Annotated in this window: 9 protein-coding genes; 3 read left to right on the top strand and 6 right to left on the bottom strand. The window is 67.5% G+C overall.

The window, feature by feature from the left end; genetic code table 11:
* Nucleotides 1-58: 58 nt before the first annotated feature.
* From aceA to AC56DV_RS10450, 4 genes are all read right to left on the bottom strand, one after another.
* Entirely contained in the window at nt 59-1,306 is a 1,248-nt protein-coding gene (gene aceA, locus AC56DV_RS10465) for an isocitrate lyase (RefSeq protein WP_496314216.1), read from the bottom strand.
* Nucleotides 1,307-1,795: 489 nt separating this feature from the next.
* On the bottom strand, nt 1,796-2,788 hold the full coding sequence (locus AC56DV_RS10460; RefSeq protein WP_496314215.1) for an Rpn family recombination-promoting nuclease/putative transposase: 993 nt from the start codon (nt 2,786-2,788) through the stop codon (nt 1,796-1,798).
* 88 nt (nt 2,789-2,876) lie between these two features.
* Nucleotides 2,877-3,371, bottom strand: a complete 495-nt coding sequence (gene rraA, locus AC56DV_RS10455; RefSeq protein ID WP_496314214.1) for a ribonuclease E activity regulator RraA — start codon at nt 3,369-3,371, stop codon at nt 2,877-2,879.
* A gap of 35 nt (nt 3,372-3,406) precedes the next feature.
* The gene (locus tag AC56DV_RS10450) at nt 3,407-4,615 is read right to left on the bottom strand and encodes an MFS transporter (protein ID WP_496314213.1); all 1,209 of its coding nucleotides are present in this window, start codon (nt 4,613-4,615) and stop codon (nt 3,407-3,409) included.
* Nucleotides 4,616-4,720: 105 nt separating this feature from the next.
* Here AC56DV_RS10450 and AC56DV_RS10445 point away from each other — a divergent pair, with 105 nt between their 5' ends.
* Nucleotides 4,721-5,506: an AraC family transcriptional regulator gene (locus AC56DV_RS10445; protein ID WP_496314212.1), complete on the top strand. Its 786-nt coding sequence runs from the start codon at nt 4,721-4,723 to the stop codon at nt 5,504-5,506.
* 9 nt (nt 5,507-5,515) lie between these two features.
* Here the strand turns inward: AC56DV_RS10445 and AC56DV_RS10440 are convergent, their stop codons facing one another.
* Nucleotides 5,516-8,422: an ATP-binding protein gene (locus AC56DV_RS10440; protein WP_496314211.1), complete on the bottom strand. Its 2,907-nt coding sequence runs from the start codon at nt 8,420-8,422 to the stop codon at nt 5,516-5,518.
* Nucleotides 8,423-8,551: 129 nt separating this feature from the next.
* Between AC56DV_RS10440 and AC56DV_RS10435 the strand changes: the two genes are divergently transcribed.
* Together AC56DV_RS10435 and AC56DV_RS10430 are read left to right on the top strand one after the other, a co-directional pair.
* Nucleotides 8,552-10,003, top strand: a complete 1,452-nt coding sequence (locus AC56DV_RS10435; RefSeq protein ID WP_496314210.1) for an aldehyde dehydrogenase family protein — start codon at nt 8,552-8,554, stop codon at nt 10,001-10,003.
* Nucleotides 10,004-10,020: 17 nt separating this feature from the next.
* On the top strand, nt 10,021-10,383 hold the full coding sequence (locus AC56DV_RS10430; RefSeq protein ID WP_496314209.1) for a hypothetical protein: 363 nt from the start codon (nt 10,021-10,023) through the stop codon (nt 10,381-10,383).
* A gap of 39 nt (nt 10,384-10,422) precedes the next feature.
* Here AC56DV_RS10430 and clpB read toward each other — a convergent pair whose 3' ends face one another.
* Complete coding sequence (clpB, locus tag AC56DV_RS10425; RefSeq protein WP_496314208.1) at nt 10,423-13,038, bottom strand: ATP-dependent chaperone ClpB; 2,616 nt, start codon at nt 13,036-13,038, stop codon at nt 10,423-10,425.
* Nucleotides 13,039-13,101 lie beyond the last annotated feature (63 nt).

Raw genomic sequence — 13,101 nt, 5'->3', positions numbered from 1 at the left:
GGTGCATTATACCTAAGGAGTTGCCCATGCAGCCGCATGCCACCTTCTACGCCACCTGCTACGCCACCTTCTGCGGCGGCGCGAAGAACTGCGCGTCCCCGGCGGCGCCGTGCAGCACGGCGGGCGGGCTGCGGCCTTGCTGGATGGCCCGGTTTATCGCGTCGAAGTAACCGGCGCCCACCTCGCGCTGCTGCTTGCCGGCGGTGTAGCCCTTGGCGGCAGCGGCGAATTCGGCCTCCTGCAGCTCCACGAAGGCCGGCATCTGGCGCCGCGCGTAGCCGTGGGCCAGGTTGAACATGCCGTAACTGAGCGCGTGGACGCCGGCCAGCGCGATGAACTGGAACCTGTAGCCCATGGCGCCCAGCTCCCGCTGGAACTTGGCGATGGTGGCGTCGTCCAGGTTCTTCTTCCAGTTGAACGACGGCGAGCAGTTATAGGCCAGCATCTTGCCGGGGAATTCGGCATGCACGGCGTCGGCGAACTTTTTGGCGAACACCAGGTCTGGCTTGCCGGTTTCGCACCAGACCAGGTCGGCATAGGGCCCGTAGGCCAGCGCGCGCGCCACAGCCTGGGCGAGGCCGGGGCGCACCGCGTAATAGCCTTCCACAGTGCGCTCGCCGGTGCAGAACGGCTGGTCGTTGGCGTCCACGTCGGACGTCAGCAGGCCGGCCGCTTCAGCGCCGGTGCGGGCGATCAGCAAGGTGGGCGTGCCCATCACGTCGGCGGCCAGGCGGGCTGCGGCCAGCTTTTCCACGGCTGCGCGGGTGGGCACCAGCAACTTGCTTTCCGAGGCCAGCCGATCCCCAAAGTGCACGCCGGCAGCGCCCGCCTCTATCATGGCTTTCATCAACTCATAGGCGTTGAGCGTACCGCCGAAACCGGCTTCGGCGTCGGCCACGATGGGGGCGAAATAGTCGATCTCGTTCCCGCCTTCGGACCATTGGATCCGGTCGGCGTGCTGCAAAGCGCTGTTGATGCGGCGCACCGCCATCGGCGCCGCATCCGCAGGATACGGCGGCTGGTCCGGGGGCGTTTCGCCGGACAGATAGATGGCTTTCAGTCCGGCCCTCACCTGCTGCATCGCCTGGTTGCCGGTCTGCGCGCCGAGGGCGTTGACGAATGGTTCGCCGTGGAGCAGCCCCCACAGTTTTTCGGCGCCGCGCTGGGCCAGTGTGTGCTCGATGTTCAGCGATCCGCGCAGGCGGACCACGTCGCAGGCCGTGTAGCTGCGGGCGATGCCCTTCCAGCGCGGGTTGCTGCTCCATTCCATTTGCAGCGCCGCCGCCTGCTGTTCACGCGTTGCCATGATGGCTCTCCTATCGATGTCATTCTTGAGGTACATCATAGGACGGATTGTTCACTGCAGCATATGTCCTCTATAAGACAAATGAGCAAATAAAACTATTTTTAAATCAATTAGTTAGGACAATTTTTTCATGATACGGAAAGATATTCCTTCTCATGGAAGCGCCCAATGACGCGCAGCCGCATGCCGTTCCACATGATGAAACGGTTTTTGCGCAGGATGAAAAGATGCCGCTTAGGCACTCTACTTTCCAAATTGGAATGTAAATTATCATAAGAAAACACAATGAGACAATTGGAGAGAGTCTGCTAATCTGAAGATACTTTAAAAACCACAGCAGCCTGGCGCCGCGTGGAACCGGATGATGTCGACGCTGAAAGCGGTATCCGGTTGTTCCGGCGTGGGGCTAGGCCCGTGCCGCTGCTTGTCCGGACAAGCGGTGTGCGCGAATCGGCCGCACCGTTGCCTCGACGTGTGCGGCCATTTCTTTTATGGCTGGCCGAACAGGTCCCTTGGCGTGGCGCCGTCGAACAGGTTTTCCACCCAATCCTGCAATTCCGCCAGGCTGGATGCGGCGATGCGCTGCTCCCAGGCAGGCGGAATGTCGCCGGTGCGTTTGGACAGCAGCCTCAACAATAGCGCGCGGCTGATCCGCAGCGCTTCCTCCCGGCCTTCTTCCCTGCCTTCTTCCCTGCCTTCTTCCCTGCCTTCTTCCCTGCCATGCATCGCCTCATCGATAATGCATTCTTCCCACGAGTCAAATTCCTTGTCTTTCATGATTGCCACCTCCTTTTTCGCCAGCTCTCCCGGTTGTAGCTTATGCCGCAAACAGCGCGTAATCCAGCTCGACAGGCTTTCGCGCAATAGCTGATTGTGTTCCGCCTTCAGCCACGCCCCCAGCGCTTTAACCAAATCGATACACCCTTGCCTTGAGCGGCAGCGCCGCAAGCCGAACAGCGCAGCCACCAAGTTGCGCGCGGCAGGCGGATAGGCAGGCACGCGGTGGTGATCGACCAACAGGTATTGCTGCTCCGGCTGAAGCCAGGCCAGGCCCTCCGGGGCGGGCAATACCAGGGCTGAAAGCGAAGAACTCGCGGTCCAGGGGCGCCGGCCGCCATAAAGCACGATCGGCAGCACGGGCGGCAGCTTGCCGCTACGGCCCAGCTTATGCCGCTTGATCAAGTCCTGATACAGCAGCCCGACATAAACTTGCATACGCAAAGCCATCCAGCGGTCGCTGAAGGACTGGAACTCCAGCAAAAGATAGACGTAGACTGACTCGCCACCGATGCGCAGCCGCCACACCATATCATCATGGCGCTGCGCGCCCGACCGACTTACGTAACTGGCGTTGACACGCTCCATGGCCGACACATCCAGCCGGCAGGCCCAGTCGTAAGGAAGAAATGCCTGCAGCAAATCGCGCACCATCTCGGGGTGGGCGAAGAGCTGTTTGTAACCGGAGTCGAAATCGGCGCGCATGCGCTGAGTCTACGGCCGGCGCAACTGTCGTGGCACGAAAACGTGCAGGGAGTTTGGGCGCGATCAAGGGCGCCCGGGGATGCGGGGTCTATGCGAGCTGCTTTTGCGAGACCAGGATGCCGTCGGCGTCGGCGTAGATCCAGTCGCCGGGACTGACGGCGACGCCGCTGATGTGGACCCGCACGTCGCGCGCGCCTTCGCCTTGCCGGGCGCTCCGTTGCGGGTGCGCGCCCAGTGCCCGCACGCCGACCGCGCAGGCGTTGATTTCTTCAACGTCGCGAATGCAGCCGTGCACCACGATGCCGGCCCAGCCATTGTCCTGCGCCAGCAGCCCCAGCTGGCCGCCGACCAGCGCGCGGCGCAGGCTGCCGCCGCCGTCCACCACCAGCACATTGCCGTTGCCCGGCGTCTCCAGCGTGCTGCGCACCAGCGCGTTGTCTTCGAAGACCTTCAGCGTGGTGGCGCGGCCGCTGAATTTCTTGTGCTGGCCGTAGTGCTGGTACACCGGCGGCAGCACGGCCAGCGTGCCGTCTTCCAGCAATTCGGCGTTGTCGTCGCACAGGTCGGTGGTGGCAAAGTTCATGGGGTCTCCGCTGGGTTGGCAATTGATGGCTGATTCTAAGCTTTTTGCAGCTGCACCGCGCGGGTATTGCTGCCCACGCCCACCGCCGTGGCGATCGCCAGCGCCTGGAACAGGCCGATAAACACGAACACCCAGGACGGATGGTGCGCGTCCATCAGCGCCCCGAACACCAGCGGGCCGACCGACAGGCCGCTGTCCAGCCCCGAATACACCACGCCGAACACGCGGCCGGTGGCGTTGGGCGGCGCGGCGGCGCGGATCAGCAGGTCGCGCGACGGGCCGGCGATGCCGGACGCGAAGCCGACCGCGCCCATCAGCACCACGGCCATCCACGCGGGAACCAGCGCCAGCGCCAGCACGATCGCCAGCGCGGCGGCGCTGCCGAAGGCGACGGTGATGGTGCGGTCGTGGTTGGCGCTGCGCGCGCCGAGGAAGCCGCCCAGCGCCATGCCGGCCGCCGACGCCGCCATGTAGGCCGTGTAGGCGGAGGTGGCCCAGCCCAGCGACATGCCGTACAGGTCCACCAGCGCGGTGGAGGCGAAGCTCTGGATGCCGGCCAGCGCCAGCGCGGTGATGAAGAAGAAGGCAAAGCACATCCACACCGACTTCAGGCGCAGGAAGGCCAGCGAGCCGCCCGCCGGCTGGCCCGGCGCGGCCTTCGCGACCGGGTCGGGGCGCAGCGCGCGGCGGTTCAGGAACAGCACTGCCAGCACGATGAAGGGCAGCGCGGCGGCGCACAGCAGCGCGGTGCGCCAGCTCGACATGCTGGTGACGAAGGTCATGAAGATGGGCGACAGCGCCCAGCCGATATTGCCGCTGATGCCATGCACCGAGAAGCCGTGCGCCAGCCGCGCCTTGGACACGCGCTGGTTCAGCAGCGTGTAGTCGGCCGGGTGGAACACGCTGTTGCCGACGCCGGCCAGCATGGCGCCGGCCAGCAGCATGGCGTAATTCGGCGCGGCGGCCAGCGCCAGCGCGGACACGCCCAGCAGCGCAATGCCGGAGCACAGCACGGCGCGCGCGCCGAAGCGGTCGACCACGAAGCCGGCCAGCGCCTGGCCGATGCCGGAGACGACGAAGAACACCGTCATCAGCAGCCCCAGCTCGGCGTAGGACAGGTTGAATTCGGGTTTGAGCCACGGGAACAGCGCCGCCAGGATCAGGTGGTAAAAGTGCGAGGTGCCGTGCGCGAAGCCGACCAGGCCGATCACGCGCGCATCCTGCCGCAAGCTGGCGGTGCTCATAAGAAGTACTCCATGGTTGGGTGTGCGAAGCCCAGTGTAGCAATCCGGCGGCGGCTGATTTAAGATAGGCGGACATCTTTTGTCGCAATCCTGCCAAGGCCTGCCATGCACATCCCGGTCGTCACCCACACCAACCACTACCATCCCCGCAACGAACCGAGCGATGCGCGGCCGGTGACGCTGCGCGCCCGCGACCTGGAGGCTGCCGAGTTCATGGCGCCGCACCGCCATCCCTGGGGCCAGGTGACCTATGCGCTGGAGGGCGTGGTGCGCGTGACGGCCAACAACAGCAGCTGGATCGTGCCGCCGCTGCGGGCGATCTGGATCGCGCCGCACGTGGAGCATGCGGTGACGGTGCTGGAGAAGGCGCGCCTGCGGCCGCTGTGCGTACTGGCCGCGCGCGCGCCGTTCACGGGCACCGAGTGCAAGGTGCTGGAGGTATCGAGCCTGCTGCGCGAGCTGATCGTGGCGCTGGAACAGCTGGACCTGGACGTGGAGACGGCGCGCGAGCCGCTGCTGGCGGAGCTGATCCTCGACGAGCTGGCGCGTTCGGCCACGCGCCCCATCCGCGTGCCGCTGCCGGAAGACAAGCGCCTGAAAGTGCTGTGCGCGGCCCTGATGAACGACCCGGCCGCGCCGCAGACGCTGGAGCACTGGGCGCGCCACGTGGGCGCCTCCGAGCGCACGCTGGCGCGCCTGTTCGAGCGCGAACTGGGGCTGACCTTCGGGCAGTGGCGCCAGCAGGTGCGGCTGGCCCACGCGGCGCCGCTGATCGCGCGCGGCCTGCCGCTGGCGCAAGTGGCCGAGCAGCTGGGTTACGCCAGCCAGTCGGCGTTCTCCGCCATGTTCAAGAAAACGTTCGGCACTACGCCGTCCGCGTTCTTTACCTGACCCCGCCGGTCAGGCCAGCTCGCCGAGCAGGCTGCGGGCCAGGCGCAAGTCGCGCGTGGCGTGGCCTTCGCTGTAGCGGCTATAGATGGCGTCCAGCGGCGCGCGCGCTTCCAGGCGGCGCTGCTGCGACCAGCGCAGCCGGGCCAGGCTGGTGGCCAGGCGCAGCTCCCAGGCGCCCGCGCCCTGCTCCGCCGCGATGGCCAGCCCGCGCTCGAACAGCTGTTCGGCTTGCGCGTCCGACCCGGCCTGGCGCAGCGTTTCACCCCAGCTGCGCATCACTTCGGCGCGGCTCCAGCCCGCGCTGCCGCCCTCCGCGCGCGCAATCGCCCGCGCCGACAGCAGGCGCGGATGCAGCGTGGCCAGCACGTCCACCTGCAGGTCGCCGCAGTGCGGGTCCTGCTGCAAGGCGAACAGCTCGTCGTCCTGCGGCGGGTGGTGGCCGTGCAGCAGGCGCTGCGCCAGAGCGTGGCCCCGGCCCCAGAAATGCCACTGCGGCAGCGCGCAGCGGTGCGAGTGGTCCAGCATCAGCGCGGCATAGCGCTGGCCTTCCGCTTCGTCGCCGCACCAGGTGAAAACGGTGCACGCCACCAGCACGGCAAAGCACAGCGAGATGCCGTGCCCGGCCCGCTGCCCTTCCTCGACGCAGGCGCGCGCCACGGCCATGGCCTGCTCCGGATAGCCTTGCAGCCACAACACGCGGGCGTGGATGGCCATGCTGGAAATGCGCTGGTCGAACTGGAAGCCGCGCCCCTGCGACAGGCGCACGCTGTCCAGCGGATGCCGCACCACGAACTCGATGTGGCTGCGCGCGCGGTCCTGGTGGCCCAGGTAATGCATGGTGCGCGCCAGCATGCGGGCATGCGCCAGCTTGTGCACCTCGCCGCCGGCGCAGACGGCCGCCACGCCGAAGCGCTCGGCGTAGCCCAAGGCCAGCTGGTAGTCGCCGTTGAAGATGGCGTCGACAAAACAACCCCACAGCGCCCCCATGCGGCCAGGGTTGTCGCCGGTCTGCTGCGCCAGGTCGAGCGCGCGCGCGAAAGCGCTGGAGCGCTCGGCGTTGTCGGCCTGGTCGCCCGCGTGCAGCAGCGCGTGGCCCAGCGCCAGCACCAGCGGCATTTCAAGCCGCGGCGTCAGTTGCAACGCCGGTTGCTGCGCGGCCGGGCCATCGCCGCCGTCACCGCCCTGGCGCGCCAGCCGCAGCGCCTGCTGCAGGCGGCTGCGGTATTCATCCATCAGCGACAATTGATACCACAGCGGCGCCGATACGGCGCACAGCTCCAGGCCCAGCGCCAGGTCTTCGCCGCTGCCGCTGCGCTCCGCACCGAAAGCCCATTCCAGGGCGGCGCGCACATGGTCGATGCAACGGCCGTAGGTAGCCATCCATGCCGCCGGCGCCTGGCGTTCCAGGTCTGCTTGCGCGGGCCGCAGGAAGTCGCGGCAGCGCTGGGCGTAGCGCCGCGCCACCCACGCCAGCTCGCCGCTGGCGCGCAGCTTGTCCAGCGCATAGGCGCGGGTGGTGCCGAGCAGCCGGTATTGCGCCACCTCGCCGCCGGTGTCCGCGCTGAGCAAAGACTTGGCGGCCAGGTTGGCGATGCAGTCCAGCACGTCCGCGCCGCAGATGTCGTCGCACTGCGCCACGCCGGCCGCGCACTCCAGCGTGAACGGCGCGCGGAAGATGGCGAAGCGGCGCAGCGTGGCCTGCTCGGCGGGACTGAGCATGTCGTAGCTCCAGTCCAGCGTGGCGCGCAAGGTCTGGTGGCGCGGCAGGGCCGTGCGGCGGCCGCGCGTGAGCACGGAGAAGCAGTCCTCCAGCCGCTCGGCCAGTCCGTGCACGCCGAAGAACTCGGCCCGCCCCGCCGCCAGCTCGATCGCCAGCGGGATGCCGTCCAGCCGGCGGCAGATGTCGGCCACGGCGGCGGCGTTGTCCGCGCCGAGCCTGAAACTGTCCATGCCCGCCGTGGCGCGCTCCACGAACAGCTGCACCGCGGGCGTGGCGGCCAATTCAGCCAGCCAGGCAGGGTTGCCCAGGCTGTCCAGCCCCGCCGGGCCGGCGGCCGGCAGCGGCGGCAAGGCCAGCGGCGGCAGCCGGTGCACCCATTCCGCCTCCGCCCGCAGCGGCTCGCGGCTGGTGGCCAGCACGTGCACGCGCGGCGTCTGGCGCAGCAATCGCTCCACCAGGCTGGCCACGCTGTCGATCACATGCTCGCAGTTGTCGAACACCAGCAGCGCGTGCATGTCGTGCAGGTGCGCCGCCAGCGCCGCCGCCGGATCGCTGGACATCGCCGGCATGCCCAGCGCCAGCGCCAATGCGCTGCTGACCTGCGAACCATCGCTCAGCGGCGCCAGGTCCACCAGGAATACGCCATGCGCGAACGCCTGCGCCAGTTGGCCCGAGGTGGCCACCGCCACCGTGGTCTTGCCCATGCCGCCCGGCCCCACCACTGTCACCAGGCGCCGCTGCGGCACCTGGGCGGCCAGCTGCTGCAAGGTGTCGTTGCGGCCGAAGATGCGGGTGTGCGGCAGCGGCTGCGCGCCGGACGCGGACGGCACGGATGGCGTGAGCACACCGGCCGGAGCGGGCTGCGCGTGGTGAACCACCCGCCGCACCGGCGCCACGAAGCTGTAGCCGCGCCCCACCACGTTTTCCACGTACAGGCTGCCGCTGGCGTCGTGCAGCACCTTGCGCAGCGCGCCGATGTGCACCCGCAGATTGCCCTCTTCCACGCAGGTGCGCGGCCAGACGCGGGCGATCAGCTCGTCCTTGCTGAGCACTTCGCCGGGCCGTTCCAGCAGCGCCAGCAGCAGGTCGAAGGCGCGTCCGCTCAGCCGCACCGGCTGCTCGCTGTTGAACAGCGCGCGCTCGGACGGCACCAGGCGGTAGGCGCCAAACAGGATAGCGGTATCGGATGAAGTCATTGTGTCGTCGGTATGGCCGGCGTCTATCCCTTAAGGACATTTAACGCCAATTTACAAGAATTTATTAACCGCTGCACGGAATAGTTTTTACAATATTTAAGCGCCACAGACCACCAAAGGCATGCCCTAGTGAACACCCCCACCACCTTCGCCCCCCCGCAGCCGCTTCCCATGCCGCACCACGCCTGGACCAGCCTGGACCTGGCCGCGCGCCGCGCCGATGCCGCCGCCGCCGTCTTCCGCCACAGCAGCGTGGCCGAGCGCTGCCGCCTGCTTGAGCTGATCTCTTTCCATATCGACGCCGCGCGCGAGGCCGTGGCCGCCAGCGCCGGGGCCGAGCTGGGCGTGGGCGCATCGATGGTTGCCATGGAGCACGATAGCATCCTGCAGCAGCTGCGCACGTTCGCCGCAGTGCTGCGGCGCAGCCACTGGCTCGGCGCCGCCATCGAAACCGCGCCGCCCGACCAGCGCGTGCAGAATATCGCGCTGGGACCGGTGGCCGTGCTCGGCACCGGCCACGCCTGCGCCGCGCCGGTGTACGCGGCGGCGGCGGCCGACGTGATCGCCGCGCTGGCCGCCGGCTGCCCGGCGGTGGTGCGCGGCAGCGCCACCCACCCGCGCACCTGCGCGCTGCTGGCCGGCGCCATCGCGGCGGCGGTGCAGGCGGCCGGCTTGCCGGAAGGCGTGTACGGCCTGGTGGCGGACCACGCCGGCAGCGCCGGCGCGCTGGTCACCCACCCGGACATCAAGGCCGCCACCTTCGCCGGGCGCCGCCAGGAGGGGCTGGAGCTGATGCGGCGCAGCCTGGACCGCAGCGAACCGGTGCCGGTGCTGCTCGACATCGCCAGCAGCAATCCGGTGTTCATCCTGCCGCACGCGCTCAATGCGCGCGCCGAGCACCTGGGCCAGCAATTGCTGAAGCAGTTCAGCCCCTGCACCGCGCACAGCATGTTCAAACCCGGCATTGTAGTGGCGATAGAAGGCGACGGATACATAGACTTAAGGGAGACCATGATCGACGGCGTGCTGGCCATGCCGCCGGTGGCGCTGCCCTGCTCCGGCGCCCGGCACGGCCACGCGCAGAACGTGGAGCGCCTGCTGCGCGGGCGCGATGTGGACTTGCTGGCCGAGGGCGCCGGTGCGCAGGCCGGCCAGGAAAGCGGCGATGCGCGCGCGCTCTTCGTGGAAGCGGAGGCCTCCAGCCTGCTGGCCACGCCCGCGCTGGCCGACCAGCATCCGGGGCCGTCCGCGCTGCTGCTGCGCTGCGCCTGCCCGGAGGAGCTGCTGGCGGTGGCCGCGCTGCTGGGCCCGCAGCTGGTGGCGGGCATGCAGATGGCCGACGGCGACACCGCACTGGCCGCGCGCCTGATGCCGCAGCTCGAACGCATGGCGCGCCACGTCAACGTCAACAGTTTCACCTCCATGCCGGTTTATAACGGCGCCACCGCCGCCCAGGCGATCGCGCGCTTTCTGCGTCCCGTGTTTTATCTCGATGTCCCTTCCAGCCTGCTGCCCGCCGCGCTGCAGGACGGCAACCCGCTGCATCTGTGGCGCCAGGTTGACGGCGAAATGCGGCACTGACCTCTCGCGAGCATGCCATGCACCATGACGAAAAAGTAGGTGTCGCCAAGATCCGCATCCGCCAGGAGCGCGCCCGCGCGATGGCCGTCCTCGGCTCCTTCGTGTCGGCCGACAAGCTGCTGCGCAGCTGGGCCACCGGGCCGCAGGACTACTTTGAATGCGATTTCGAAATCGAGTACCTGGACGGCTACCGCGTCAGCGGGCGCTATCCGATGTGGCAGAAGTGCACCACGCGCCAGTCGCTGGGCGCATACGTGCGGCGTACGATAGAACAGCTGGAAGCGGAGCGGCTGCGCTTCGCGATGGCGGACAGCGGCCTGCCCCGGCGCGAGCCGAGGCGCTTTCTGGACCGCTATGAGGTGGAGGACTTCGCTGCCTGATGCCTCAGGCAGCGAAGCATCAGGCGACATCAGTCGACATCAGGCGACGATAGGCTCCTTGCCGTCCGCGCTGAACACCAGCGCGCCGTTGCGTTCGTCGACGTGGATGGTGTCCTTCGGCCCGAAGCGGCCCTCCAGTATCAGGCGCGACAAGGGGTTCTCGATCTGCTGCTGGATCGCGCGCTTGAGCGGTCGCGCGCCATACACCGGATCGTAGCCCGCCTCGGCGATCTTCTGCAGCGCGCCGTCGGTCACCTGCAGCGCCATCTCCATGCGCGCCAGGCGCTGTTCCAGGATGTGCAGCTGGATCTTCGCAATGGCGCCGATGTTCTTCTCGTCCAGGCCGTGGAACACCACGATCTCGTCGATGCGGTTGATGAACTCCGGGCGGAAGTGCGAACGTACCTCGGCCATCACCGACAGCTTCACCAGCGCCGGATCGGAATCCTCCATCGACTGGATCTTCTGCGAACCGAGGTTGGACGTCATGATGATGACGGTGTTCTTGAAATCCACCGTGCGGCCCTGGCCGTCGGTCATGCGGCCGTCGTCCAGCACCTGCAGCAGCACGTTGAACACGTCGTGGTGCGCCTTCTCCACCTCGTCGAGCAGGATCACGCTGTACGGCTTGCGGCGTACCGCTTCGGTCAGGTAGCCGCCCTCGTCGTAGCCGACGTAGCCGGGCGGCGCGCCGATCAGGCGGGCCACCGAATGCTTCTCCATGAATTCGCTCATGTCGAGACGGATCAGCGATTCCTCGGTGTCGAACAGGAAGGACGCCAGCGCCTTGGTCAGCTCGGTCTTGCCGACGCCGGTCGGTCCCAGGAACATGAAGGAGCCGTATGGACGGTTCGGATCGGCCAGGCCGGCGCGCGAGCGGCGGATCGCGTCCGCCACCGCGTTGATGGCCTCATCCTGGCCCACCACCCGCTGGTGCAGCTTCTCTTCGATGTGCAGCAGCTTGTCGCGCTCGCCCTGCATCATGCGCGACACGGGAATGCCGGTGGCGCGCGACACCACTTCGGCGATTTCCTCGGCGCCCACCTGGGTGCGCAGCAGCTTGGGCTTGTCGTTGCCGCCGCCGGCCGCGTTGGCGCCCGCGCTTTCAGCCTGCTTGAGCTGCGTCTCCAGCTCCGGCAGCTTGCCGTACTGGAGTTCGGACACGCGCTGCCAGTTGGAGGCGCGCGTGGCTTCCTCCATCTGCTGCTTGATGCGCTCGATTTCCTCCTTGATGTGCGTGGTGCCCTGCACATTGGCCTTCTCGGCCTTCAGGATTTCCTCGAAGTCGTTGTACTCGCGCTGCAGCTTGGCGATTTCCTCGTCGATCAGGTCCAGGCGGCGGCGCGAAGCCTCGTCCTTTTCCTTCTTGACGGCTTCCTTCTCGATCTTCAGCTGGATCAGGCGGCGTTCCAGCTTGTCCATCACTTCCGGCTTGGAGTCGATCTCGATCTTGATCTTGGACGCCGCTTCGTCGATCAGGTCGATCGCCTTGTCGGGCAGGAAGCGGTCCGTGATGTAGCGGTGCGACAGTTCCGCCGCCGCGATGATGGCCGCGTCGGTGATCGCCACCTTGTGGTGCAGCTCGTACTTGTCCTGCAGGCCGCGCAGGATGGCGATGGTCGCTTCCACGGTCGGCTCGTCGACCAGGATCTTCTGGAAGCGGCGCTCCAGCGCGGCGTCCTTCTCGATGTATTTGCGGTATTCGTCCAGCGTGGTCGCGCCCAGGCAGTGCAGCTCGCCGCGCGCCAGCGCGGGTTTGAGCATATTGCCCGCGTCCATGGCGCCTTCGGCCTTGCCGGCGCCCACCATGGTGTGCAGCTCGTCGATGAAGACGATGGTCTGGCCCTCGTCCATGGCCAGTTCCTTCAGCACGGACTTCAGGCGTTCCTCGAATTCGCCGCGGTACTTGGCGCCCGCCAGCAGCGCCGCCATGTCCAGCGACAGCACGCGCTTGCCGCGCAGCGAGTCCGGCACCTCGTTGTTGACGATGCGCTGCGCCAGGCCCTCGACGATGGCGGTCTTGCCCACGCCCGGCTCGCCGATCAGCACCGGATTGTTCTTGGTGCGGCGCTGCAGCACCTGGATGGCGCGGCGGATCTCGTCGTCGCGGCCGATCACCGGGTCCAGCTTGCCGGCGCGGGCGCGCTCGGTCAGGTCCAGCGTGTATTTTTTCAGCGCCTCGCGCTGGCCTTCGGCCTCGGCCGAATCGACCTTGCCGCCGCCGCGCACCGTGTCGATGGCCGCCGCCAGCGCCTTGCGGGTCAGGCCGTTCTCGCGCGCCAGCTTGCCGGCATCGGACTTGTCGTCCGCCAGCGCCAGCAAGATCATTTCGCTGGACACGAACTGGTCGCCGCGCTTCTGGGCCTCCTTGTCGGACAGGTTCAGCACGCCGATCAGCTCGCGGCTGACCTGCACGTCGCCGCTGGTGCCGGACACCTTGGGCAGCCGCTCCAGCGACGATTTCAGCGCATTGGCCAGGGCGTTGACGTTGACCCCGGCGCGCTGCAGCAGCGAGCGCGCGCTGCCGTCGTCCTGGTTGATCAGGGCCACCAGCAGGTGCACCGGTTCAATATAGGGATTGTCGTTGCCCACGGCCAGGCTTTGCGCGTCGGCCAGGGCTTCCTGCAGTTTGGTAGTGAGTTTGTCTTGCCGCATTTGAAATGCTCCTGAATTGGTCTACTGTGCAAATTGGGCTGCGCAACCAGTTTTCAAGGAGGC

The sequence above is a fragment of the Massilia sp. BGA-UO-ETr-WB1 genome (assembly GCF_059567845.1).
Note: the sequence above shows the minus strand (reverse complement) of the source record. Positions and strands in the feature narration are given on the sequence as shown.

Coding starts and splice junctions, on each gene's coding strand:
- aceA (WP_496314216.1), bottom strand. CDS start 1,306: ATGGCAACGCGTGAACAGCAGGCGGCGGCGCTGCAAATGGAATGGAGC.
- AC56DV_RS10460 (WP_496314215.1), bottom strand. CDS start 2,788: ATGCGCGCCGATTTCGACTCCGGTTACAAACAGCTCTTCGCCCACCCC.
- rraA (WP_496314214.1), bottom strand. CDS start 3,371: ATGAACTTTGCCACCACCGACCTGTGCGACGACAACGCCGAATTGCTG.
- AC56DV_RS10450 (WP_496314213.1), bottom strand. CDS start 4,615: ATGAGCACCGCCAGCTTGCGGCAGGATGCGCGCGTGATCGGCCTGGTC.
- AC56DV_RS10445 (WP_496314212.1), top strand. CDS start 4,721: ATGCACATCCCGGTCGTCACCCACACCAACCACTACCATCCCCGCAAC.
- AC56DV_RS10440 (WP_496314211.1), bottom strand. CDS start 8,422: ATGACTTCATCCGATACCGCTATCCTGTTTGGCGCCTACCGCCTGGTG.
- AC56DV_RS10430 (WP_496314209.1), top strand. CDS start 10,021: ATGCACCATGACGAAAAAGTAGGTGTCGCCAAGATCCGCATCCGCCAG.
- clpB (WP_496314208.1), bottom strand. CDS start 13,038: ATGCGGCAAGACAAACTCACTACCAAACTGCAGGAAGCCCTGGCCGAC.